Annotated in this window: 15 protein-coding genes and 1 rRNA gene; 15 read left to right on the top strand and 1 reads right to left on the bottom strand. The window is 44.8% G+C overall.

Annotated elements, in window-relative coordinates:
* Positions 1–26 precede the first annotated feature (26 nt).
* From rrf to MLE17_RS13630, 7 genes are all read left to right on the top strand, one after another.
* A 5S ribosomal RNA gene (gene rrf / locus MLE17_RS13660) occupies positions 27–135 on the top strand.
* Positions 136–279: 144 nt separating this feature from the next.
* Entirely contained in the window at positions 280–858 is a 579-nt protein-coding gene (locus MLE17_RS13655; RefSeq protein ID WP_317236634.1) for an AGE family epimerase/isomerase, read from the top strand.
* Between the two features lie 38 nt (positions 859–896).
* Positions 897–1,871 (top strand): type I phosphomannose isomerase catalytic subunit, encoded by a 975-nt coding sequence (locus tag MLE17_RS13650; protein WP_243349264.1) that lies wholly within the window; start codon positions 897–899, stop codon positions 1,869–1,871.
* 136 nt (positions 1,872–2,007) lie between these two features.
* Entirely contained in the window at positions 2,008–2,958 is a 951-nt protein-coding gene (locus MLE17_RS13645; protein WP_243349263.1) for a hypothetical protein, read from the top strand.
* A 355-nt stretch (positions 2,959–3,313) separates the two neighbouring features.
* Positions 3,314–7,783 (top strand): two-component regulator propeller domain-containing protein, encoded by a 4,470-nt coding sequence (locus tag MLE17_RS13640; protein ID WP_243349262.1) that lies wholly within the window; start codon positions 3,314–3,316, stop codon positions 7,781–7,783.
* Positions 7,784–8,097: 314 nt separating this feature from the next.
* Positions 8,098–8,988 (top strand): sugar phosphate isomerase/epimerase family protein, encoded by an 891-nt coding sequence (locus MLE17_RS13635; protein ID WP_243349261.1) that lies wholly within the window; start codon positions 8,098–8,100, stop codon positions 8,986–8,988.
* A 33-nt stretch (positions 8,989–9,021) separates the two neighbouring features.
* Positions 9,022–9,957, top strand: coding sequence for a dihydrodipicolinate synthase family protein (locus tag MLE17_RS13630; RefSeq protein ID WP_243349260.1), 936 nt, complete (start codon positions 9,022–9,024; stop codon positions 9,955–9,957).
* Positions 9,958–10,100: 143 nt separating this feature from the next.
* Here the strand turns inward: MLE17_RS13630 and MLE17_RS13625 are convergent, their stop codons facing one another.
* Positions 10,101–11,342, bottom strand: coding sequence for an MFS transporter (locus MLE17_RS13625; RefSeq protein WP_243349259.1), 1,242 nt, complete (start codon positions 11,340–11,342; stop codon positions 10,101–10,103).
* Positions 11,343–11,931: 589 nt separating this feature from the next.
* Here MLE17_RS13625 and MLE17_RS13620 point away from each other — a divergent pair.
* The 8 genes from MLE17_RS13620 to MLE17_RS13585 all read left to right on the top strand — a co-directional run bounded on the left by MLE17_RS13620 (position 11,932) and on the right by MLE17_RS13585 (position 25,473).
* Positions 11,932–13,626, top strand: a complete 1,695-nt coding sequence (locus MLE17_RS13620) for a polysaccharide lyase (RefSeq protein ID WP_243349258.1) — start codon at positions 11,932–11,934, stop codon at positions 13,624–13,626.
* Between the two features lie 67 nt (positions 13,627–13,693).
* Positions 13,694–15,370, top strand: a complete 1,677-nt coding sequence (locus MLE17_RS13615; protein ID WP_243349257.1) for a thrombospondin type 3 repeat-containing protein — start codon at positions 13,694–13,696, stop codon at positions 15,368–15,370.
* 29 nt (positions 15,371–15,399) lie between these two features.
* The gene (locus MLE17_RS13610) at positions 15,400–16,101 is read left to right on the top strand and encodes a DUF3826 domain-containing protein (protein WP_243349256.1); all 702 of its coding nucleotides are present in this window, start codon (positions 15,400–15,402) and stop codon (positions 16,099–16,101) included.
* Positions 16,102–16,210: 109 nt separating this feature from the next.
* The gene (locus tag MLE17_RS13605; RefSeq protein WP_243349255.1) at positions 16,211–19,348 is read left to right on the top strand and encodes a DUF6298 domain-containing protein; all 3,138 of its coding nucleotides are present in this window, start codon (positions 16,211–16,213) and stop codon (positions 19,346–19,348) included.
* A 109-nt stretch (positions 19,349–19,457) separates the two neighbouring features.
* The gene (locus tag MLE17_RS13600; RefSeq protein WP_410795632.1) at positions 19,458–20,861 is read left to right on the top strand and encodes a glycoside hydrolase family 140 protein; all 1,404 of its coding nucleotides are present in this window, start codon (positions 19,458–19,460) and stop codon (positions 20,859–20,861) included.
* A gap of 122 nt (positions 20,862–20,983) precedes the next feature.
* On the top strand, positions 20,984–21,892 hold the full coding sequence (locus MLE17_RS13595) for a glycoside hydrolase family 43 protein (RefSeq protein WP_243349253.1): 909 nt from the start codon (positions 20,984–20,986) through the stop codon (positions 21,890–21,892).
* A 46-nt stretch (positions 21,893–21,938) separates the two neighbouring features.
* Positions 21,939–23,771, top strand: coding sequence for a hypothetical protein (locus MLE17_RS13590; RefSeq protein ID WP_243349252.1), 1,833 nt, complete (start codon positions 21,939–21,941; stop codon positions 23,769–23,771).
* Between the two features lie 127 nt (positions 23,772–23,898).
* Positions 23,899–25,473 (top strand): polysaccharide lyase family 1 protein, encoded by a 1,575-nt coding sequence (locus MLE17_RS13585; RefSeq protein ID WP_243349251.1) that lies wholly within the window; start codon positions 23,899–23,901, stop codon positions 25,471–25,473.
* Positions 25,474–25,629: the final 156 nt, after the last annotated feature.

Here is a 25,629-nt window from a genome sequence, read left to right as displayed (position 1 = left end):
TATGTTATAATGATAAATAAAGAAATTTAGGTGGTTATAGCATCGGGGTTCCACCTCTTCCCATTCCGAACAGAGAAGTTAAGCCCGATCACGCCGATGGTACTGCGCAAGTGGGAGAGTAGGTAGCCGCCTTTTAAGAAACCCTCATCAGATGATTCTGGTGAGGGTTTTGTCGTTTATAGACAAATCCAACGGATTACGGATTGAAACAGACTGAATGAAAGAAATGAAGGAGATTAAAAAAATTGTAGGCACCCCAAATCCACCGTCTTTTCGGTAATCTCGGCTCAATTAAAGAATCTGGTTGAACTGTTTATTGATAAAATTCTTCATCCGGAAACCGGACATTTACAGCTGTGTTTCAATGATAACTGGGAAAGTAAAAGTCCTGCCGTATCTTATGGTCACGATATAGAGGAGGTGTGGTTGATTCATGAAGCGGCCGAAGTGTTGGACGATAAAGCTTTGCTTGAACGTGTGCGAAAAGGCCTTCCGCAAATATCTGATGCAGCAACCGAAGGATTACAGCTAGACGGTAGTCTTATCTACGAATATGACTTGGCAACCGGACATACCGATGCCGACCGTCACTGGTGGGTGCAAGCCGAGGCTATGGTGGGCTACTTCGATATGTGGCAGTTGACTCAGGAAGACTCCTATCTGGAGAAAGTTGTCAATTGCTGGAGTTATATCAAAACTCATTTACTCGACAAAACATCCGGGGAATGGTACTGGAGCATAAAATCGGATGGCTCAATCAACAGAAGCGACGATAAAGCCGGGTTCTGGAAGTGTCTGTATCATAGCGGCCGAATGTGCATGAAGATATACGAGCGTATTCAGAAACTATCCTTGTAATTTCTATATTTGCAATTGCATTAACAAAAGTAAATCAAATGTATCCATTAAAATTCACCCCAATACTGAAATCAACCATTTGGGGCGGAAATGAAATATGTAAGTTTAAACAGCTTACTCCAGAATTGGAGAGTAACGGTGAGAGCTGGGAAATCTCCCATGTCAGGGATAATATCTCGATGATCAGTAATGGCGAATTGACCGGGAAATCCCTGGAAGAGCTTATTAATACGTATGGAGCTGAACTGTTAGGGAAAAAGGTTGCGAATCTGTTTGGAAATAAATTCCCGTTGCTCATCAAATTTATAGATGCCTGTGACGACCTTTCCATTCAGGTGCATCCCGATGATGAGCTGGCAAGGAAACGTCATAATTCGTTTGGCAAAACCGAGATGTGGTATGTCATTTCGGCCAAAGAGAATGCAATGCTTTATTCCGGCTTTTCCAAAGCGATTACTCCGGATAAATATGTAGAGTCAGTGCGTAATAATACCTTTTTGGATTATGTATTGCAGCATCCATTGTCAGCCGGAGATGTATTCTTTGTCCCAACCGGACGGGTGCATGCCATCGGAGCCGGTACGTTTGTTGCCGAGATTCAACAGACATCCGATGTTACTTATCGGATTTATGATTTTGATCGTAAAGATGCCAATGGAAATAGTCGGGAATTGCATACCGAACTGGCTAAAGACGCCATTGATTATACCCTTTATCCGGAATACAAAACGGTGTATGAAAGAGTTGAGAATGGCTCAGCTTCACTGGTTTCCTGTCCCTATTTCGAGACTAATATGATTCAGCTTTCAAGCTGCAGTATTGAAAGGGACAATCTGGATAAAGACTCTTTTGTGGTTTATATCTGTTTAGTAGGAAGTGTTGTGATAACCGATAGGAATGGTTATGAAGTGGCAGTTGAACAAGGTGAGTCAGTATTGGTTCCTGCATCAATTGCCGATGTGACTATTTCCCCCCGTAAAAATGCTAAACTTTTGGAGACTTATATCCCATAGCTTTTCAAGGTTTGGAATTTCTATTTCGATGGTTTGGTGTGTGAATGCAATGGATCCGGCGTAGTTCGGGACTATTTTTTTACATTATCGGATTCTGATTTTTTGATTATCTTTGAATTTGTAAAAACCTAAATCTATGAAAACAAAACTACTGCTTTTGCTCATTATCGTCTCTTTGTTCGGTTGCAAAGAAGCCGGAACTATCAACTACAAGTTGAAATATACCACTTCCACAGAAGCTTTTCGTTCGGTTTCTGCGTTACCTGATAGTTTGTACCCCCAATTCGGTGCTTACGTTACCAGCATTACTCCTTATCATTATTCATCCAAAATAGGGATGCTGATGTATCAGGATGTATGGAGTCAGGCTGATCCCAAATGCCACATGATCTCCTTTGTGGATGGACACGACGGTGATCCCCGGTATGAAACGGCAACTTATGCCGATTTTTCCGGAAACCAGGAGGTTACGGTTGATCCGATTTTGTACAGTACCGATAAGTGGGATGGCATTTTCAAACAGAAGCAGGTGACCTTTAACTTTTTCACCTTCACACCCGTCTATTTGTATCAGGAGTTTGAGTTACCTGACGAATATAAACCCCTGCTTAGTTTGGGAAATAGTGCGTTAATGAATCTATTGGGAGGCAATTCATCCATAACCTATGACGCAGCAAAAGGTAAATATATTGTCAAAATGAATGAAGGGCCGATGGTTTCTCCGTTGTTCCGACAATTCAACAGTGGTACACCGGGCGGTTATATCTTTGGCAACACAGATTCAACTTATATTTACCAATACAAGGGCGTGGAATTGCCGGAAGCGCAACGATTTCCCTTCTGGAACAATCTAAGTTACAGTGGCAATCCGACACCATTGGTCCGGTGTAATAATTTTACCCCGATGACCGTGACTATGCCCGACGAAGGACAGACAATTACCATGTATTCTACGATTGGATTTGATACACATAATCTGATTCAGGTCTATGCCGGTGCGGATAATACACCGTACACAAACGATGACGTATTTGTTTATGCCCCGAAATATTGGAACCGGTTGCGGGTAAAACTGGAGATAAAGTAACCGGATTTAGTTCCAACGGTTTATATTATTAAATGAAAACGGTATCTGCAAAGACGGATACCGTTTTCAGACTTTTAGGTGGGTTAATAACTGATTCAGAGACGAATCTGTCAGGTGATATTTTCTGAAAGTATTTTGACAAATAGTGTGTTTTAATTAGCCGGAAATGCCCTTTTTTTGCCACCCGGTAAATCAGGTAGATGTCGGACCCCGGGTATGTTATTTCAAATGGCATTAAACCTAAACCTAAGAAATTTGTCTCTATCTTTGCCAAACAGAGCATTTTGTTTGTTATACAAGTATCTGTAATTAACCCTTACGCTATTTACACCCGTTCAGATTTTAATTATCTGTCATGAAGAAACACACATTATTGTTGTCTGATATCCGGAGAAAACTACTCACCTTATTGCTATTGGGAGGTCTGTTTTCTGCAAATGCCGTTGCGGCCGACAAGTATTCGGTCGAAAGATTTGGCACAAACGAAGGCCTTTCACAGAATGCGGTCATGTACATCAACCAGGACAAGAAAGGTTATCTCTGGATTGCTACCTGGGACGGATTGAATAAGTTTGACGGCAGCCGTTTCTCCGTTTACAAGTCGAATGCCACGAGCCGTTCCTCGTTGCTCAATAACCGCATCAACTCATTCTCCATTGCAAAGAACGGTTATTTGTGGGTATCTACCTATGATAACCGCATCTATCGGTTCAATCCCAATACGGAAATCTTCCAGGATATTCCGCACAGCCTGCCGGAATACAAGAATCTTAATATCAAATTTAAAGGACGACCGGTTGAAGCCTCTAATGGAGATATCTGGCTAATCAGCCAGAATCAGGGTTGTTTTCGGGTAATTACAGACCCCGGCACCAAAGCAGCGGTGGTTCAGCATTTTTCTGTGACCAATAGCGAATACCGTCTTTCCAATGACAATGTACAGTTTGTCTCAGAAGATAATCAGAAAAATATCTGGATTGGTACAGACAACGGACTGAATCGCATAACGGTTAGTTCCGATGCCCGCCTGGCCGCTAAGATAACCCCTTATCTACAGGCACGGAAAAATGATGACGATTCATATAACGGAAGCCGTCGGTTTAATTCGTTGAACGATTCGGGACGCTATCTCTGGTTTAGCTCTGATAATGGCATTTACCAGTATGATAAAACAACCCGCTCGTTTACCGGTTATCTGATGGGCCACTCTGTCATCCTGACGAAACAGTACAAAAACAAACTTTACGTACTTGATAACCGGGAAGGGTTGCTCGAATTTGACGTACTACTGCATACGGTGAAACCATTGGCGAATCGTGCGGCACTGGCTTCAGAGCCGTTGATTTATATTGATAAACAAGGGCTGGTGTGGTTCACGTTGCAGGCTGCCGGGGTAGGATACTACAATTCCAATACCGGAAGTTCATCTACCTTTATTAATGCAGACCCGAAAAGTACGATCATCCGAAGTGGCGGACAGTTTATGTTTGAAAACCATAAAGGAGAATTGTGGTGCGTGTTTAGCTATGGTGAGTTTTGCCGTTACAACCGCCAGACCAACCAGATGGTCTATTTTAACAACGAGGCCACTACTTCACGGTTATTTTCTGATGTGATTTGCAGTGCATTCTTTGATAAAAATGATGACCTGTGGCTGGGAACTTACCGCAAAGGAATTTATAAATATAGTTTCCATACATTGCCATTCCGTTTTATTCAACCTTCGGCATCAGCTTTAAGCAATGATATCCGTGCCATTTATCAGGATCGGATGGGGCACATCTGGACCGGAACCCGGGATGGTAAGTTAAATGTATTTGACCGTAACAATCAATTGATTCGTACCTATACAGCCGGAGATGGCTCCCTGTATAGCGGACCTCCTTATGCTATTCTGGTGGATCGTAAAGGAAATGTCTGGATTGGAACTAAAGGAAATGGGTTGTTTAAAGGAGTCATTACCGATCCCAAAACGATGCAGATCACATTTACCCATTATCCTTATAGTCCTGACAACAAGAATTCAATTTCGGGGCATACGATTTATTCCATTCTGGAAGACCGGAAAGGTCGTATCTGGATAGGTGCCTACGGCGGTGGAATCAATCTTGTATATGAAAGTAAAGATGGCATTCGTTTTCTGAATGCAGGGAACGGACTTGATAATTATCCGATCTTTGATTGTGATAAAATCCGTAATCTGGCAGAGGATGGAGCCGGTAATATATGGGTGGCAACGACCAACGGGGTGGTTATCATGAAGGAAAAAAGACCGCAGGACTTCAGCTACACCTATCTTTCACACGATCCTCAGGATCCTGAATCATTGCCCGGAAATAACGTTACAGATATTTTCCGCGATCATCAGAACCGAATGTGGCTGGCTACCTTTGGCGGCGGACTTGCCTGCATGGAAAGAGCATTTCAGCCGGGTGAGAAGCCGAGGTTTAAAGTAATCAGTGCGCGGAATCTGCTGAACAATGATATCATCCTGAATATCACCGAAGATAAGGCGCATAAACTGTGGTTTACCTCTGAAAATATCCTGACGCAATACGATCCTCAAAGCGGAAAAATTCAGAATTATGGAGACGCTGACGGGCTGAACGATGTCAACTTCTCTGAAGCAGAAGCTATACAACGATTTGATGGCAACCTATTGTTCCCTACTTTCAATGGCATACTGGTGGTTGATCCCAAACGTATACTCATGCAGAAGGGGAATTTCTACCTGGACTTTGTTGAATTCCGTTCCTATAACGAAATAATCCCGATACAACGTCGGGAGGAAGATGCAGATCTGGAGTATGATAAGGTGAAACTAAAATATGACCAATCGTCGTTTACCATCGAATTTGCAGGAGTCGGTTATCACAGCCCCTCCAAGTTACAGTATGCATATCGCCTGAAAGGACTGGATAAGGAGTGGACATTTGCCAAAAATGAACGACGTGCCACTTACACCAACATTCCTCCGGGTAAATATTATTTCCAGGTAAAATGTAGTGCAACAGGCGATTTTGAACATGCAGAGGTGAAGGAATTGCTCGTTGTAGTTCGACCTCCTTTCTGGGCAACCTGGTGGGCATACCTGTTTTATCTGGTTCTATTGGGCGCTTTGGCTTATATCGGGTATCGCCTGATGATTTTCATTACCCGTATTAAAAATAAGATCAAGGTTGAGCAGGCTGTTTCAGATCTGAAGCTCAAGGTGTTTACCAATATTTCCCATGAACTGCGCACCCCGCTTTCGTTAATTATGGGAACGCTGGAGAACCTGCTTTCCCACGGTTCATTGGATAATAAATCGAAGGAACAGCTGGTATTGGCAGAGAAAAATAGCCGCCGTATGTTGCGTCACATCAACCAAATCCTTGACTTCCAGAAGACAGAGTCACGCAAGATGCGTCTGCGCATTTCCCAGGTTGAGATTGTAGAGTTTATGCAAAGCATTTACAATCACTTCAAGCAATCGGCAGATGATAAGAAAATTCATTATCACTTTAAAACCGATACCCCGGAACTGGATATGTGGATGGACCCGTATCGCATTGATATAGTTATTTTTAATTTGTTGTCAAATGCCTTCAAATTTACCCCGGAAGGACGTTCCATTACTGTTGAGGTAGTAACCAAAGCAGATAGAGAGGGCTGGATGGCGATTAAGATTCAAGATAATGGGGTAGGTATCTCCGATGATAAATTGCGTAACCTGTTTGAACGATTCGGACAAAGTGCATCGGCAACCAAAGAGCTGTTCCGTGGAGCGGGTATCGGTCTTTCATTGTGTAAAGAGTTGATTGAGTTGCACGGTGGCGAGATTGAGGTAGATAGCCACGAGAATCAGGGAGCATTGTTTATCGTCTGGCTTCAGGTTGGCAAAGAGCATTTCAAACCGGAAGACGTTGATTTTGAAACCGAATCGAAGAGTGTTCGCGATTATTTACCATACTATCAGTCGCTTGAAGCCGAAAAAATTACGGAAACCCAACAGGCAGCCAAGCTGTCAGGCAATGCACCGAAGATTGTGATTGCAGAAGATGATCCTGATTTGCGGGAATTCCTTCGTATCAATCTCGACTCCATGTATCAGGTCTATACTTCGACCAATGGTGAAGAGGCATTGAAACTGGTGAAGGATGTGTTGCCGGATATCGTGCTTACCGACCTGATGATGCCGGTGATGGATGGTCTGCAACTGACCAGTGCGATTAAGCAGGATTTCAGTACCAGTCACATTCCTGTCGTGTTACTGACTGCCAAGACGGAACTCGAAAGCTCCGTGGAGAGCTACCGTGCCGGCGCTGATGCCTTCGTGGTGAAACCATTTAGCGTTGATTACCTGTTGGTGCGTATTCAGAATCTGCTTGAGCAACGCCGCAAGCTTTTTGAACGTTTCGACCAGAAACCGGAAGCTGCTTCAGACCAGAAGAAGGTGATGGACCTGTCTCCAAGCCCGGTTACGATTACCGATAAGGATGAGAAATTCCTGCGCGATGTGATCAAGATCGTGGAAGACAATATGATGGAGTCAGACTTTGATATTGATAAAATTGCCTCGTCCACCACTTTGGGACGAACGACTTTTTACAATAAGCTGAAAGGCCTGACCGGTATGTCACCGGTAGAGTTTGTGCGTGATATCCGGGTGAAACGGGCGCTTCAATATCTGGAAAGCGGACAATATTCCGTCTCCGAAGCAGCTTATCAGGCCGGATTTAACAACCCGCACTACTTTAGCCAGTGCTTTAAAAAGAAATATGGCTATTCACCTTCGGAGTTCCTCAAACAACGATCGAGTGATAATGAGAAAGGCGATGAATAATGAGAAGCCGCAGGGAAATCCATTTCTGCGGCTTCTCTTTTTTATTCAATGGTCGTATAGCCTCGTATTCGATACCTGCATATTAGAATATGCGACACCCGTATAGCCTAATATGCGACAGTCGCATAGCCTGATATACGGCAGTCGCATATCCCAATATATTATAGGCGTATATTTGGTTATAGCAACAGGCGTACAGTCTCTTTTACACTGTCAATTTCTACCTCTTTTTTGCGAAAACGTGTACCTTACACCACTGAATCTCCTCTATTTTTGCTTTCGTCAATCATTGTGTGACGATATTAACTATTGAAATGAAAAACACGAATACTTCCTTTTGGCAGGCTGCATTATTGATGTTGGTTTGCTCGCTTTTCTTATTTCCCGAAAATGCTTTTTCTGTAAAAAAACAACGCTATAAAGTGTCCGTATGTGACTGGATGATTCTCAAACGTCAGAAGCTGGGCGAATTTAAGCTCGCGTCAGAAATCGGAGCAGACGGAGTGACTGTCGACATGGGTGGACTGGGTACGCGTGAAAACTTTGACAATAAACTGGTTGAAGACTCCATGCGGGTTATATTCCGAAAAGAGGCTGCAAAATATAAAGTGGAGATGTCCACTATCGCGATGTCAGCCTTTTATGGTCAGTCATTTGCCAAACGTCCCGATGCAGTCCGTCTGGTGGGAACAGCCATCGAAACTATGAAGCTGATGAAGGTGAAAGAAGGCTTTCTTCCGATTGAAAATCCCAATCTGGTAACTTCACCGGAGTTTACATCTACCGTTATTGCGCGTCTGAAAGAGGTGGCAAAAATGGCTGAAAAAGCGAAGGTGGTGATTGGTATTCAATCGCAGATTTCTGCATCTGAAATGGTGAAAATACTAGATGCAGTGGGCTCCAGGTCAATCAAAGCTACCGTGAACTTTGCCAATATCATCAGCGGAAACCGGGATATCTGCTCTGAACTTAAAGTATTTGGAAAAAATCGCATTGCCCAGATTCATGTCTCGAATACCGACAGTGTCTGGATTCAAAACGATTCAAAGCTAGATATGTCCAAAGTTAAGGCTACATTGGATAAAATGGGCTGGAGCGGCTGGTTGGTCGTGGAGCGTTCGCGTGATGTGAAAGATGTGCACAACGTGAAGAAAAACTATGGGGCAAATGCCGTCTATCTGAAATCGGTGTTTCAGGGTAAATAATTGATAATTCAATTCAAACAAAAATATACTGTTATGTCAAATTCAACCTTACCACGCCCTTTGAAAGGGATTATACCTCCGTTGGTAACCCCGTTGCTCGATAGCGACACATTGGATAAAGAGGGCTTCGAACGCCTGATTAATCACGTGATTGCCGGAGGCGTTCATGGTCTGTTTATTCTGGGTACTACCGGTGAAGCGCAAAGCCTGAGCTACCGTCTTCGCCACGAAGTTATCGAAGAGACCTGCCGTATCGTCGATGGTCGCGTACCGGTTTTGGTCGGTATCACCGATACTTCAATTGTTGAAAGCGTTAACCTGGCTAAAAAAGCGGCTGATTGTGGTGCTGCAGCAGTGGTTTCTGCTCCACCGTATTACTATGCAACTGCTCAGCCTGAGTTGACTGATTTCTACAAACACCTGACCGAACAATTGCCTTTGCCGTTGTTCCTGTACAACATGCCGGTACACACTAAAGTAAGTTTTAGTCCGGCTACTATCCGCACTTTGGCTCAGAATCCTAAAATCGTAGGTTTCAAAGACAGTTCGGGTAGCGGTTCCTATTTCCAGGCGGTATGTCAGGAGATGCGTGATATGCCGGAGTTTTCTTTACTTGTTGGACCGGAGGAAATGACTGCCGAATCAGTATTGCTGGGTGCTCACGGTGGTGTAAACGGTGGTGCAAATATGTTCCCGTCACTTTATGTGGAGCTGTACAACGCTTCTGTAGCTGGTGATTTGGAAAAAGTGCGTGAATTGCAGCAGAAAGTATTGGCTATCAGCCGTGCTGTTTACAATGTGGGTCAATATGGCTCAAGCTACCTGAAAGGGGTGAAATGTGTACTCGGACTGTTGGGTATTTGCAGCGATAAACTGGCTGAACCATTCCAACACTTCCTTCCCCGCGAACGCGAAATTGTTCGCAAGGCTGTTGAGGCATTGAATCTTGGCGTTACGCTGAAAGAGTAATTTCAGGCTCTAAATAATTGATTATATAGTCTCATCGCTTTCGGGCGGTGGGACTTTTTATTAAATGCGAAGGCGCAAAGACGCAAAGGTAGATTCTTATCCCTTGCATCTTTGCGCCTTTGTATTTCGTTGAATTTAAAATTTTAATCGTCAGTTTTGTTGGCTGTTTTAGGATGAAGCAGGAGTAGTTGAAGTACCAATGCAACCACAACAAAGATTGCCAGAAAGGCAATGTCCCGGCTCAAATGACCGGAGTCAGCTGACTTGCCAAGAAATGTGGTAATGAGTGCACCGGATGAGATGCCGGCCATATTCATCAGACCGTAGCCTGTGGCTCGGTAACGTGGCGATGCAAACTGGCAGAGGATAGGCATGTTATTCACATCAAACATTCCGAATCCGAACCCGAAGCACAAAGCACCGCCCCAAATCAGAAAGAAGCTATCACCGAATCCCAGCATCATGACCGCTGGGATGGTCAATGCCAGTCCGATAGCGCCGGTGAAAATGCGGCCACGGAGATTCTTCTGCACCCAACGGTCGGAAATCACACCGCCAACAAGCACTCCAATCAAAGCTGATAATGCAATGGTGATGGTTGCCAGAGGTCCGGCTTCCTCCATATTAATATGCAGGTTATTGGAGAATAGAGTCGGTAACCAGTTTTTTGTAGCCCAGCCCGGAAGGCTTGGCGCTGAAAAGTAAAACAGAATCACCCAAAAAGATAGGTTTCCCAATAGCACGCCCACGCCTTTAAACATTTCGGAAAATCCTTTTCTCAATGATTTCGTTTTCTCAGGTGTGATAGTGTACGCTTTATTTTCCCTTAAGAATATGACAAGAATAGCGCTGTAGATAATCCCGACCAGTCCAAATGCGTGAAAAGTGGTTTGCCATGAAAAACTTCCGGCGATTGTTGCGCCAAATCCACCAAGTGCCTGGCCCAGATAAATCCCCGTCATGTGAATACCAACGGCTATTGAACGGGTTTTGCCCTGATGGTAGTCTGCTATTAGTGATAGTCCGGCCGGTATGTAAAAGGCTTCGCTGATTCCCATGATTGCCCGCAAGGCGTAGAGTTGGTCAAATGTTTTTGCCATTCCCATCAGCAGTGTCACGCCAGACCATACGAATAGACTTCCAACGATAAGCCATTTACGGTTGAGGCGGTCTGCGATGATACCGGAAATGGGGCTCATGATTGCATATACCCAGAGGAATATGGCCATCAGGATTCCGAAGTTTTCAGCTGTTTTCAGTTCGGCAATATCCACCATCATAGCCGGTTTCATGGTGGCAAGCATTTGTCTGTCGATGTAGTTAAGTAAAGCTACGAACCAAAGTAAGGATACGACGATCCAGGGATAATACTTTTTGTGTTGCATGTTTAGTTTAAGAGATAAGGTAATAAATGCCTTTTCAGCAATAGGGTTAATTCTAAAAGGTAATAAGTAAAAGTAGTAATTATTACCTCTGACGATAGTGCTTTTTTCTCTTTTTCAAATCACTAATTGACAATGGTGTAATCTCAGTGGTAAATATATTATTTAGCCAGATCAATAAAGCAACGCTTTTTGTTAGAATACATTATGTTGAATGTTTGTTAGTTATATTAGATGGGAATGGCGCTATTGCACGGAATGTAATTGTAAAATTTGCAATATTGAGCAGAAGTCAGGATCAAGACAGGGTTATTTATGCCAAAGCGTTATATTGTTGAGTTTCTTACTGCTTTTGCATCAAATCATCACACAAATTGCCACTTGATAATACGGCACTGTTTTTTAATAATTTGTATACCCCGGAGTGGGAGAATGGTTCTAATTTTGGATATTCAAAAATGTGTCTGAATTATTACACTTGTAAAATCAAATATCCATTATGAAACGAGCATGCATTAGAGTTTCCCAAAAAGAGAACACATTGTATGCGAGTTCCATGCGTAGCCAAAACACTAAATAATTTTATTGACGTATGAAAAGAAGAGTAATCTCTCTGGGACTTTTGTTGTTGGCATTTGCCGGTCAATCGGCTTTTGCTCAATATCCGCAGGTCTCAAAAGAAGATCAGGACAAAGCAGCAGCATTAATGGCAGCTACAGAGCGTCGTTCTGATTCTATCTGGAACAATTTTGCGTATCCTATTGTACAGAAAGAAGCACAGGCGGGTCGTCCGTTCGTTCCCTGGGCACACCGTCCTACCGATTTGAATCAGGCAAGAATTCCTGCGTTCCCCGGTGCTGAAGGAGGTGGTGCATACACAGCCGGAGGTCGTGGTGGCAAAGTAATTGCTGTAACTACACTGGCTGATGAAGGGCCTGGTTCTTTGCGTGAGGCATGTGAGACCGGAGGTGCACGTATCATCATATTCAAAGTATCAGGTATTATTCGCCTGAAATCGCCGTTGATCCTTCGTGCTCCTTACGTGACCATTGCGGGACAAACAGCTCCCGGTGATGGAATCTGCGTAGCCGGAGAATCATTTTGGGTAAATACACACGATGTTGTGATCCGTCACATGCGTTTCCGTCGTGGTGAAACATGGGTAGGTCGTCGCGATGACGCTATCGGTGGTAATCCAATGGGAAATATCATGATTGACCACGTTTCTGCAAGTTGGGGATTGGATGAAAACATGTCCATGTATCGCCACATGTATGCAGATGGTAACGGTAAACACCCTGAAGAAAAACTTCCGACTGTGAATATTACTATTCAGAACTCAATCTTTGCAGAATCACTGGATACCTGGAATCACGCATTCGGTAGTACACTGGGTGGTGAAAACTGTTCGTTCATTCGTAACCTGTGGGCAAATAATGCTTGTCGTAATCCGTCTGTGGGTTGGTATGGAATCTTTAACTTTGCCAACAACGTTATATTTAACTGGGTGCGTCGTTCTATCGATGGTGGAGACTACCGCGCTCAATTCAATATCATCAACAACTACTTCAAGCCAGGTCCTGCAACACCTGTAGGTGAGCCTATCAGCAACCGTATCCTGAAGCCGGAATCAGGCCGTAGCAAATTGGGTTACAAAGTGTATGGCCGTTGCTATGTAACCGGTAACATCATGGAAGGTAACGACGCTGTGACTAAAGACAACTGGAATGGTGGGGTTCAGGTAGAAGATGAAAAAGATTGTGGTAAATATACTGCTGACATGAAGTATAACGAACCATTCCCAATGCCAACATTTAATATTATGCCTACCAACCAGGTGTTTGATCATGTATTGGCAAATGCAGGGGCTACCTTGCCAAAACGCGACGCAGTTGATGCTCGTGTGACAGAAGAGGTTCGCACCGGAAAAATCGTTTACAACGAAAAATACAAAGATGACGGTAAACCACAGTTTAAACACCGTCAGAATCCAAGAGATTCTTACAAGCAAGGTATTATCACTGACATTGCTCAGGTAGGTGGCTATCCGGTATATAAAAGCGTAAAACCGCTCAAAGACAGTGACAACGACGGTATGCCTGACGAGTGGGAAGTAAAATACGGTCTGAATCCGAAAGATGCTTCTGACGCAGTGAAAGACTGTAACGGTGACGGTTACACCAACATCGAGAAATACATCAACGGAATCGATCCTACAACTAAAGTAGATTGGACTAACTTCAAGAATAACTTTGACACGCTGGCTAAAAAAGGCGGTCTGAACTAATTCATATCATTAAACCTGACAGGTTTTCATGACCTGTCAGGTTTATATTAGAAACCATCCCTAACAAATGAAGAACACAATTCTACTTATTTTGCTGGTCGTACTTCCCATGTCGTTGTTGGCCCAGTATCCGATCATTCCCGATAATGAAAAAGCAGAAGCTCAGGCGTACCTCGATGCATTTCAGCGTCGTTCTGATTCTGCATTTGCAAAAGCCTATCCTGTAATCATGGAGCAAGCCAAACACGGACGTCCTTACGTGCCCGGCGCATCCCAACCATCCGATTTAGTTAAATCAGCAATTCCTGCATTCCCCGGAGCCGAAGGGGGCGGAGCATTTACTCCCGGCGGCCGCGGTGGAAAGGTGATCGTAGTGAATACGCTGGCTGATAGCGGACCCGGTTCGTTGCGCGAAGCCGTTGAAACCGGTGGCGCCCGTGTGATTGTTTTCAATGTTTCGGGGATTATCTGGCTGAAAACTCCGGTTTCGGTACGTGCTCCTTATATCACGATTGCCGGACAGACTGCTCCGGGCGATGGTATTTGTGTGGCGGGTGAATCCTTCAATATCGATACTCACGACGTGGTGATTCGCCACATGCGTTTCCGTCGCGGGGCCACTTACGTGGGCAACCGGGATGACGCTTTGAGTGGTGATGTTATCGGTAACACAATCTATGACCACTGTTCTGTCAGTTGGGGATTGGATGAAAACCTTTCGGCTTACCGTCATCTTTTTTTACCTGAAGGTGCAACGAAGAAACTGAAACTTCCTACTGTAAATATTACCATCCAGAACTGTATTTCCTCTGAAGGACTGGATACCTACAACCATGCATTCGGCAGTACAATTGGTGGTCACAACAGCATGTTTGCCCGCAATCTCTGGGCTTGTAATATTTCTCGTAATGCCTCTGTGGGCATGGACGGTGATTTTAATTTTGTCAATAATGTGATCTTCAACTGGTGGAATCGTTCGGTAGATGGCGGAGATAACAAAAGCCTTTACAACATCATCAACAACTACTACAAACCAGGCCCTATCACGATGAAAGAAGCTCCCGGCTGGAGAATTCTGAAGCCAGAGTCGGGTCGTAGCAAGGAAAATAAAGACCTTTATGGCAAAGCCTATGTAAACGGCAACATCATGGAGGGCTATCCTCAAATTACGAAAGACAACTGGAACGGTGGTGTACAAATCGAAAGTCTGCCGAATGCCGGTGAATTTAAAGACCAGATCAAGGTGGACAAACCTTTTCCATTCGGTCCGATTGCTAAAATCATGTCGGCTAAAGAGGCCTTCGAATTTGTTATGAATAACGTGGGAGCGACTTTCCCTAAACGTGATAAGGTGGATGAACGCATCGTTCGACAGGTACGCACCGGGAAAATCGAATATGTAGAAGGTGATTATCCTGATGTTGCAAAGAAATATGTGAAACGTCGCCTTCCGGCTGATTCTTATAAAAAAGGCATCATCACCACTCCAAATCAGGTAGGTGGGTATCCTGAATACAAAGGAACTCCGATCGTTGACACTGACAATGATGGTATGCCGGATGCCTGGGAAATAAAATACGGATTGAATCCGAAAGACCCATCTGATGCCATCAAGGATTGCAACGGTGATGGTTATACCAATATCGAGAAATACATCAACGGCATTGACCCGAAGAAAAAAGTAAACTGGAAGGAGCTGAAAAACAACCACGATACGTTGGCCGGTCGCAAAAGTTTATTGTAAATAAAAATCCAAATAACAGATTATAACTGATGAAAAGAATTTCAATTTTGATGATAGCAGTGTTGATGTCTGTCGCAATGTTTGCACAGCAGGCACAACCGGTTCAACAAACCCCGGCTGAAAAAGAGGCTGCATATACCAAGACTCTCACTGACCGCGCTCAGAAGATTGCGGATAAATTAGGTTTGAAAGATGGCGCACAGGGCGTTCGTGTACGTGACATTCTGGTGGAGCAATACCGTAATCTGAGCAAAATACACGATGGTCGTGATGCGCAGGTGAAAGCGCTGAAAGCGGACAAATCATTGGCTAAAGAGGTTGTTGATGCTAAAGTAAATTTCCTGGTGGCTGATGCCGATGCTCAGTTGTACACCTTGCACGGTGAGTTTCTGGGTAAATTGTACAGCGAGTTGACTCCCGACCAAATCGTAATGGTGAAGGATGCGATGACTTACAATAAAGTGAATGTGACCATGACTGCCTACAAGGAGATGATGCTCAAACTAACTGATGAGCAAAAGCGTTATCTGATGGCTTGTCTTTGTGCAGCCCGCGAACGCGCGATGGATGCCGAATCGGCAGCTAAGAAAGATTATTGGTTTGGTAAATACAAAGGCCGCATCAATAACTATCTGGCTAAACAGGGTTACGACATGAAAACCGAAGAAGCCGGTTGGATGAAACGTATTGAAGAGGCTAAGAAACAAAAAGCCGCTACAGAAAAGAAATAGAGTTACTTTGTGATAGAGTGTGTGTGGTGGAAATGCCGGTTCGTTGGGTAACCGATGAATCGGCTTCCCTTTTTTACAAATCTCTTTCAATCAATTTTGACCTTAAAAAATGAGACACTTACAAATCGTCCTTCTTTCAGCGTGTATTTTGGCATCCGGCTCTGTGATGCTGGCACAGAAATTGAAAAAAGAACCTCCCAAACCACCGGTGTATTCCGGTACCGACAATAAACTCGTCTATGTGTCAGATGCTCAGGGAAACCGTATTCCGGACTTTTCCTATTGCGGATACATGGCATCTGAGCAAACCATCCCAACTGTTCCAGTAAAAGTCGTTGTACCCGTTAAAAGCGGAGATGCAACTCTTCGCATCCAATCTGCACTAGACTATGTTGCAGGATTGAAACCTGATAAATCAGGATTCCGCGGAGCTGTATTATTGGAAAAAGGAACATATGAAGTTTCCGGCAAACTACTCATCAAAGCTTCCGGCGTGGTATTGCGCGGTAGCGGCATGAGCGAAGGCGGAACTACCATTCTGGGTACCGGTCCCGAGCGCGACGCTTTGATCCGTATTTTAGGAAAAAACGATATTAAGAAATCAGCGTCAATGGCAATTACCGATAAATATGTTCCGGTAAATGCCACTGAACTGCATCTCAAAGCACCGACGGCATTAAAAGCGGGTGATAAAATATTCATTAACCGACCATTCACTGACGAATGGATTAAAACCCTGGGAACCGAACACTTCGGCGGTGGAATTACTGCGTTGGGGTGGAAACCGGGAGACCGCGATATTCAGTGGGATAGAACGATTGTTGCTGTAAATGGCGATAAAATCATCCTTGACGCTCCGTTGACAACTGCACTCGATGCACAATATGGCGGCGCAACCGTTACTCCTTACCAATGGAACGGCCGCATTAGTCATGTAGGTGTTGAAAATCTGAAACTGGAATCGACCTTTAATATTGAGAATCTCAAAGACGAAGACCACCGCTGGCAGGCCATTACGATGGATAATGTGCAGGACAGTTGGGTACGTCGTGTAATTTTCAAACACTTTGCCGGTTCAGCCGTTGCCGTTTGGGAAACTGCGAAACGCGTCACCATCGAAGACTGTAAATCTCTCCAGCCCATCTCCGAAATCGGAGGTCAGCGTCGCTATACTTTCCGCGTAACCGGTGAGCAGACACTCGTTCAGCGTTGCTATGCCGAGCAGGGTTATCACGATTTTTCGGTAGGATATACCGCTCCGGGCCCGAATGCCTTTGTACAATGTTATTCATCATTACCTTATAGTTTTAGTGGCGCTATTGACAGTTGGGCTTCCGGTGTCTTATTTGATATTGTGGATGTTGATGGTAATGCGTTACGCTTTGCCAACCGTGGACAAGATGGCAACGGAGCCGGCTGGAGCGCTGCTAATTCTATGTTTTGGCAATGCTGGGCGGCCCGTATCGACTGCTATCGTCCGCCAACAGCCAACAACTGGGCATTTGGTAGCTGGGCGCAGTTTGCTGGTGACGGCACCTGGTTTGACTCCAATAACCATATTAACCCGGTCAGTCTTTATTATGCACAGTTGAAAGACCGTCTGGGTAAAGATGTTTCAGCCCAGGCGCAGATTTTACCGCTGAACCGTGAAGCTACCAGCAGTCCGACTGTTTCTCAGGCTCAGGAGTGTGTGGCCAATTCGAATCAACCACCGTTGCAACTCATCGACTGGATTGATAAGGTCGTAGCAACCAACCCCATTTCGTTGGATACTAAAGGAGCTAAAACCATCGACCAGATTGGCGTGAAGCAACCCGCATCACTTCCGCTCTCACCTGCATTACAAATAGTAAATGGTTGGCTGATGCGCGGCGACAAGCCCGTTATCGGTGGCCGCACCGAATCACCCTGGTGGAATGGGGGATTGCAGGCGGCAGATATTGCCAAAGCAAAACCGAGCATCAACCGCTTTGTCCCCGGTCGCGTGGGCAAAGGCCTGACCGAAGACCTCGACGAAATGACCGATTCATTGGTGGCTTCTCGTACTAATATATTTGAACACAATTATCCATTGTGGTACGACCGTCGCCGTGACGACCACGAGCGCATCCGCCGCATGGATGGCGAAGTGTGGCCTCCGTTCTACGAACTGCCATTTGCCCGTACCGGAAAGGATTTGGCATGGGACGGTATGAGTAAATATGATTTGACCAAATACGATCAGTGGTACTGGTTGCGCATGAAACGTTTTGCCGATTTGGCTGACCGAAAGGGTCTGGTTTTGGTGAACCAACACTATTTCCAGCACAATATCATCGAGGCCGGAGCGCACTGGGTAGATTCTCCCTGGCGTACAGCAAACAACGTCAACCAGACCGGATTTCCCGAACCGCCACCATTTGCCGGCGATAAACGGATCTTCCAGGCGCACCTGTTTTACGATGTAAATCATCCGGTTCGCCGTGAATTGCATCGGGCTTACATTCGTCAATGTCTGAATAATTACAAAGACAATAACGGGGTGGTTCATATGGTGAGTGCCGAATACACCGGCCCGGCTCATTTTGTGAAATTCTGGCTGGAAGTCATTAACGAATGGGAGAAAGAGACCGGCAAGAAGATGATTGTGGCTCTGAGTACCACAAAAGATGTGCAGGATTCCATTCTTGCTGATCCCAAGTGTGCGGCAGTTGTTGATCTGATCGACATTCGCTATTGGTGGTACAAGGATAAAGGCGGTGTTTACGAGCCCAAAGGTGGTCAGAATCTGGCGCCACGCCAGCACATGCGTCTGGAAAAATATGGTAACAGTACCTTCCCTGAAGTATATCGTGCGGTGAAAGAGTATCGTGCTAAATTCCCCGGAAAAGCAGTTTCATATTCTGCAATCAGCTATCCGCAGGCAGCCTGGGGAGCCTTTATGGCTGGAGGATCAATGGCTGCATTGCCTGAAGTTCCAGCGCAGTTTCTGGCTGATGCTGGTAAAATGAATATCGTATCATTACCCGGAAATCCGGAAAAGCAATATGCATTAGGTGAAGCCGCTACCGGATACATTGTGTATGCGGCTGCCGGAAAAACCATTTCGATAGACTTATCAGCAAGCAAAGGGAAATTTATTGTTCGCTGGATAAATCCGAATGATGGAAAGGTTGCTAAAGCGACTCAAACCGTTGTTGGCGGTTCAGTCGTAAATCTGACCGTACCAAATGAAGGTGATGTCGTGGCATGGATTTCGAGAAAGTAATTACCCGGAGTACGGGTCGCTTTGAGCGGCCTCTTCGCTTACACTAACGAGGTTGAACCCTGAAAGGGTTCAACATTCTATTTGTAGAAAACAAAAACAAAATAATATGATCAAGAAAGCCTTTTGGATAACAGTAGCAATACTATTTACTCATTTAGGATTCAGCAGTGCCGCTGAAACAGAATCTCCCGATGTATTGGGAAAACTGACCATTTCTTCGAACGGACGTTATTTCGTTCAGGCAAACGGCAAACCATTTTTCTACCTGGGCGATACCGGTTGGTTACTTTTTGCAAAACTGAATCGTGAAGAGGCGGAGAAATATCTGGAAGACCGTCGCAAGAAGGGTTTCAATGTTGTTCAGGTAATGGTATTGCACACTGTAGGCGCAAAGAATTTCTATGGAGATTCAGCATTGATCAATAAAAATGTAGCTAAACCGTTGGTGACAGCCGGTAATAACCCGAATGATCCTGCTCAATATGACTACTGGGATCACGTGGATTACATCGTTGATCTGGCAGCCCAAAAGCATATGTATGTGGGCATGGTTCCTGTTTGGGGAACACCTGTGAAATCGGGATTCGTGACTGCTGCACAAGCTAAAGCCTACAGTGAGTTTCTGGCCAAGAGATACAAAGACCGCAATAATGTAATTTGGTTAAATGGTGGTGACATTGCCGGAAGTGATTCTATCAACGTGTGGAATACCATTGGAAAAACTCTTCGTGCCAACGACCCGAACCACCTGATTACCTTCCACCCTCGTGGTAGAACGACCTCTTCGCGTTGGTTCCATAACGAATCGTGGTTGGATTTCAATATGTTCCAATCGGGCCACCGTCGCTATGACCAAGATGATTCCAAAACCAAACGTTACGGTGAAGACAACTGGCGTTACATGGTGGAAGATTTGGCAAAGAAACCAGCGAAGCCATCTTTCGATGGAGAACCTTCGTATGAAAATATCGTTCAGGGACTTCATGACTTTAAGCAACCGCGCTGGACGGCTGATGATGTCCGTCGTTATGCTTACTGGTCTGTATTTGCCGGTGGTTGCGGATTCACTTATGGAGAGAATTCCATCATGCAATTTTATCAGGAGGGAGACAAGGAGGCTGCTTTCGGAGCCAAGGAATTCTGGAAAAAGACAATTGATGCTCCGGGTTCATTACAAATGGTTCACCTGAAAGATTTAATGCTTTCTCGTCCTTATTTCGAACGTGTTCCTGACCAAAGCATCATTGCAAAACAACCGGGTGTAAAATACAACTACCAAGTGGCTACCCGCGGTAAAGATTATGCATTTGTCTATACTTACAATGGCAAACCGATGACTTTGAATCTCGGTATAATCGAAGGTGTTCAGGTAAAAGCCTCGTGGTTTAATCCGCGCACCGGTAAAATCTGGGAAATCGGAACATTTGCCAACAAAGGAATCAAACAGTTTAAAACCCCGGGCATACCGAAAAACGGCAATGACTGGGTGTTGATATTGGATTCTGTGAAATAAATGGAGACCTCCCCCGACCCCTCTGAAGGAGGGGAGATAGAGAGCGTCTCAAATTTGTACAAACTATCTTTTTTCCTGCTGACTCCCTCCCCATCGGGGAGGGTCGGGGTGGGGTCTCTTATATGAAGAAATACACATTAACCTTACTACTCTTTTTTCTGATTGGAATTTCCCTTTCAGCTAAAAAGGTTTACCTCTTCACCTCATTCAATGAGCCGGCAACCGAGGGATTACGCCTGCTGTACAGCTATGATGGCTACAAATGGACGGATTTAGGTAAAATCTTCCTGAAACCGGAAGTGGGGGAAAAGAAAATCATGCGTGACCCTTCTATGGTGCAGGGGCCGGATGGTACTTTTCATCTGGTGTGGACATGCGGCTGGAAAGGTGACCGCACATTCGGATATGCCAGTTCTAAGGATTTGATTCACTGGTCGGCACAGCGGGAAATTCCCGTAATGATGCATGAGCCTCAAGCTGTCAACGTGTGGGCACCGGAGATTTTTTTTGATAATGAGAAGAAAGAGTATATCATTGTGTGGGCTACGACCATCCTGTTCCGTTTTGCCAAAGGGCAGGAGGAGGAAAACAACAACCATCGCCTCTATTATACCAGAACCAAGGATTTTAAGACTTTTACACCGGCTTCCTTATTCTATGACCCCGGCTTTAGTGTCATTGATGCGATGATAGTTAAGCGGGGAAAGGGCGATTATGTACAGGTCGTAAAAGACAATACCCGTCCCAACCGGAACATATTTGTCTGCTTTGGAAAAACGCCGCTTGGCCCGTGGACGAATCCTTCACCACGTCTGACCGGCTTCCTGACAGAAGGTCCTAACTGTGCTAAAGTAGGTAAGGATTACCTGATCTATTTTGATGACTATAAGAATAAGCGATACGGTGCCATCCGTACCCGTGACTTCAAAACTTTTACCGATATCAATGACAATATATCCGTTCCGGAAGGTCATAAACATGGGACAATATTGAAGGTGGATGAGAAGGTGCTTAAGGGATTGAAGAATTGAGGGTCCCGATAACTATCGGGAGAGGATTTGAATTAAATAAAAACGAATGAAAAAGCTAATCATATTATCAGCATTGTCACTGTCGCTGGGAATTTTGTCAGCACAGGAGTCGGTGCATTACAGCGGCAAGACGTTGTCAAATGTCGATTATCACCACGGGCAGCTTTGTCCTGCAATGGGTGTACATAATATCCAGACCATGCGGGCTAACCGCGAGCATCCGGATAAATCTAACGGCAATGGTTGGACCTACAATCACCAACCGATGCTTGCCTATTGGAATAACAAGTTTTATCTCGAATACATCAGCAATCCTGTAGGAGAGCATATTCCTCCCTGCCAGACCATGTTGCAAACATCCCCCGACGGCCACAACTGGAGTGCTCCAGAAGCTGTTTTCCCAAAATATAAACTTCCCGATGGCCTGAAAAAGCCAGGTGAGGAAGGTGAAACTAAAGACATGTACGGGGTGATGCACCAGCGCATGGGATTTTATGTTTCCAAAAGCAACCGCTTGTTTGCGTTAGGATTTTATTCCTTTGTGTTGAATGCGAAAGACGATCCCAATGATGGTAATGGCCTTGGACGTGTTATTCGTGAGATAAAGAAAGACGGTTCATTCGGACCGATTTATTTTATCCATTATAATCCGAATTTCAACGAGAAGAATACCTCTTATCCGTATTTCACTAAAAGCAAAGACAAAGGTTTTGTAGCTGCCTGCAACGAGCTGCTGGGCAATAAGCTGATGGTGCAGCAATGGGTAGAGGAGAGTGACCGGAATGATCCGCTTATTTCGGTGAAGAAACCGTATAAAGCTTTCTGCTTTTACCATTTGCCTGATAACAGAGTTGTGGGTTTGTGGAAACATGGATTGACCATGATAATCGACGATGTTAATAAACCCTGGCCTCAGGATGCTCGTCGTGCTCCCGGGGTTGTGACCAGCAATGCAAAAATTTGGGGACAACGTACCTCCGATGGCAAATACGCTACCGTTTACAACCCTTCGGAATACCGCTGGCCATTGGCTGTTTCGGTCAGTCAGGATGGATTGGATTACACAAACCTGTTGCTGGTGCATGGTGAAATCACACCCATGCGTTACGGCGGTAACTACAAATCGTACGGACCGCAATACACTCGTGGGATTGTAGAGGGTAATGGTACTCCTCCCGACGGAAACATGTGGGTAACTTATAGCGTAAATAAGGAAGATATCTGGGTCTCATCGATTCCCGTACCTGTTACAGACTCCGAATTGCAGCCGGTTAATGATAACTTCGCCCAAATGCCAGCCGGTCATGAGCTGGATAAATGGAACATTTACAGCCCGGTAATGGCTCCGGTTAAGATCGAGCAGACCGATAAGTTTGGCAAATGTCTTGCCCTGAAAGACTGGGATAAATTTGATTTTGCGAAAGCTGAACGTATTTTCCCTGAAGCCAAACAGATGTCGGCTGAATTTAGTGTTGTGCCAATGCAAAACGATAAAGGCACGTTGCAGATTGAGTTTCTGGAGGAAAAAGGAACAGCTCCTATCCGCATTACTTTTGATGCCGATGGTGCAATCACCACTAAAACCGGTTCCAGATATTCTACTGTGATGAAATATGTGCCGGGTGAAACTTACAATGTCAAAGTCAAACTGGATGTGACGACTCGCAGTTATACCATTGATGTGAATGGCAAAGGCGGTACACGAATATTCTTCGCTCCTGTTGCTTCGGTAAAACGCATTCAGTTCCGCACCGGAGATATTCGTCGTTTCCCTACACCCGATACCCCGGCTGACCAGACTTACGATGTGCCGAATGCCGGAGATTCAGACCCGATGTCGGTTTATTACATCAAGGGATTGAAGACAGAAAAGAATTAATCCAATGAGGATTTCACCTAATGCAAAAATCGATAAAAATTACGTTCAGGCCAAATATACTTTTGGCCTGAACTGTTTTAAATATAGAGCTTTTACATTCTGAAAAGAGCATAAATGTCATACAATTATGAAACCAGGAATTCTTTCTTATTTCGTTCTGTTTGTTGCCATTTTTTTCTCCAATAACGGGGAGCTAAAGGCACAGCAACTCGCTTTTCCCGGTGCCGAAGGTTACGGGAAATATGCTTCAGGCGGTCGTGGCGGCCGTGTAGTGGAGGTAACCACGCTGAAAGACCTCGATGCGCAGGGGAAAATCATTCCCGGAAGTTTTCGTGCCGCGTTGAAAACCGAAGGCACGGACCCGATTACCATTGTTTTCAAGGTGTCGGGTGTAATCAGTCTCTCCACCAGTGAAATCCGTTCCAACCGTCCCAATATGACCATTGCCGGACAGACCGCTCCGGGCGACGGCATCTGTATCCGTGGAGGAACCATCAATCTTTCGGGAAGCAAGAATGTAATCGTGCGCTATATGCGTTTCCGCCCCGGCGATGAGAAGAACGCTGAGGTTTCGGCATTGCGTTTTGAGAATAGTGAGAACTTTATTGTCGATCACTGCTCAATGAGCTGGGCGATTGAGGAAACCACACACTTCTCAAGCAGTAAGTTTCTTTCAGTGCAATGGTGCATAATCAGCGAATCGCTCTACAGCTCCATTCATAAAAAAGGAGCTCGTGGATATGCCGCACAATGGGGTGGACAATACGCTTCGTACCACCACAACCTGTTGGCTCACCACCATAGCCGTATGCCCCGAATCAACGGTTCGAACAAGAATGACATCGAAGCATTGGTGGATTATCGCAACAACGTGAACTACAACTGGGGCGTGCAAGGAGCATTTTATGGTGGTGAATGGGAATCTCAGAGCGACGAATGTAAAGGATTCACCCATACCAATATTGTGAATAACTATTTCAAGCCTGGTCCGGCTACAGCTGATTCATTATATTTTATTGAACCATATTTAAATAGAAAAGGCCGTAAACTGTGCGGTTATGGAAAATGGTTTCTTAAGGGCAATGTGATGGATGGAAATCGTGACCTGACGGCTGATAACTGGAAAGGGGTTGAAATATCGAAAGTGGGTTCTGTTGCCAATATCCAATCGACAACTGAATTTGACTCAAACGAAGTGGGTACAGAGACTGCGGGCAAGGCTTTCCAGTCGGTATTGGCCTATGCAGGCGCTACCAAGCCGCGTCGCGATAAGATCGATACCCGCGTGATCGGCGAGGTGAAAGGTACGTTGCCAATTGTTCGTTCTACATACGAGCATAATGGAGTAAAGACCCCGGTGCTGGGAACGGCTTGTGGATTGATAGACTCGCAAAATAACCTTCGCCCTAAGAATGCACCTGCTGCCTGGAATGCGTGGGATGCCAATTATACCTCGGTAGATGATCCCTCCAAAGCACTAAGGGACAGTGATCGCGATGGAATTCCCGATGTTTGGGAAAAGCAAAACAGGTTAAATCCTAATGACCCGAAAGATGGCAGCAAGAAGGGAAAAGACGGATATACCAATTTAGAAAAGTACCTCAATTCTCTTGCTGATGCTCCTTATCAGGTAGTAGGAAAAGGGTATAAAACCATTCGTCTGAATAATAAGTCAAACAAAAATAATGTTGCTGAGTTTTGATGACGCAGATTATTTCTCTGTAAACTGATCATTTATCCCAATAGTAAGAATAGCCAAATGAAGTCTGTAAAAGGATTTCATTTGGCTATTCTTGTTTTCTCTCAATGGTCTGGTTCTTTGAAATGTTGATGCGCTTAGTTTCCTTCAAATGGGACA

The organism is Parabacteroides sp. FAFU027, assembly GCF_022808675.1.
Taxonomy (GTDB): Bacteria; Bacteroidota; Bacteroidia; order Bacteroidales; family UBA7332; genus CAXXIC01.
The sequence above is the reverse complement of the archived record's forward strand: the minus strand, read 5'-3'. Positions and strand labels throughout refer to the sequence as shown.

Coding starts and splice junctions, on each gene's coding strand:
- MLE17_RS13620 (WP_243349258.1), top strand. CDS start 11,932: ATGAAAAGAAGAGTAATCTCTCTGGGACTTTTGTTGTTGGCATTTGCC.
- MLE17_RS13635 (WP_243349261.1), top strand. CDS start 8,098: ATGAAAAACACGAATACTTCCTTTTGGCAGGCTGCATTATTGATGTTG.
- MLE17_RS13595 (WP_243349253.1), top strand. CDS start 20,984: ATGAAGAAATACACATTAACCTTACTACTCTTTTTTCTGATTGGAATT.
- MLE17_RS13610 (WP_243349256.1), top strand. CDS start 15,400: ATGAAAAGAATTTCAATTTTGATGATAGCAGTGTTGATGTCTGTCGCA.
- MLE17_RS13590 (WP_243349252.1), top strand. CDS start 21,939: ATGAAAAAGCTAATCATATTATCAGCATTGTCACTGTCGCTGGGAATT.
- MLE17_RS13650 (WP_243349264.1), top strand. CDS start 897: ATGTATCCATTAAAATTCACCCCAATACTGAAATCAACCATTTGGGGC.
- MLE17_RS13640 (WP_243349262.1), top strand. CDS start 3,314: ATGAAGAAACACACATTATTGTTGTCTGATATCCGGAGAAAACTACTC.
- MLE17_RS13630 (WP_243349260.1), top strand. CDS start 9,022: ATGTCAAATTCAACCTTACCACGCCCTTTGAAAGGGATTATACCTCCG.
- MLE17_RS13605 (WP_243349255.1), top strand. CDS start 16,211: ATGAGACACTTACAAATCGTCCTTCTTTCAGCGTGTATTTTGGCATCC.
- MLE17_RS13615 (WP_243349257.1), top strand. CDS start 13,694: ATGAAGAACACAATTCTACTTATTTTGCTGGTCGTACTTCCCATGTCG.
- MLE17_RS13625 (WP_243349259.1), bottom strand. CDS start 11,342: ATGCAACACAAAAAGTATTATCCCTGGATCGTCGTATCCTTACTTTGG.
- MLE17_RS13585 (WP_243349251.1), top strand. CDS start 23,899: ATGAAACCAGGAATTCTTTCTTATTTCGTTCTGTTTGTTGCCATTTTT.
- MLE17_RS13645 (WP_243349263.1), top strand. CDS start 2,008: ATGAAAACAAAACTACTGCTTTTGCTCATTATCGTCTCTTTGTTCGGT.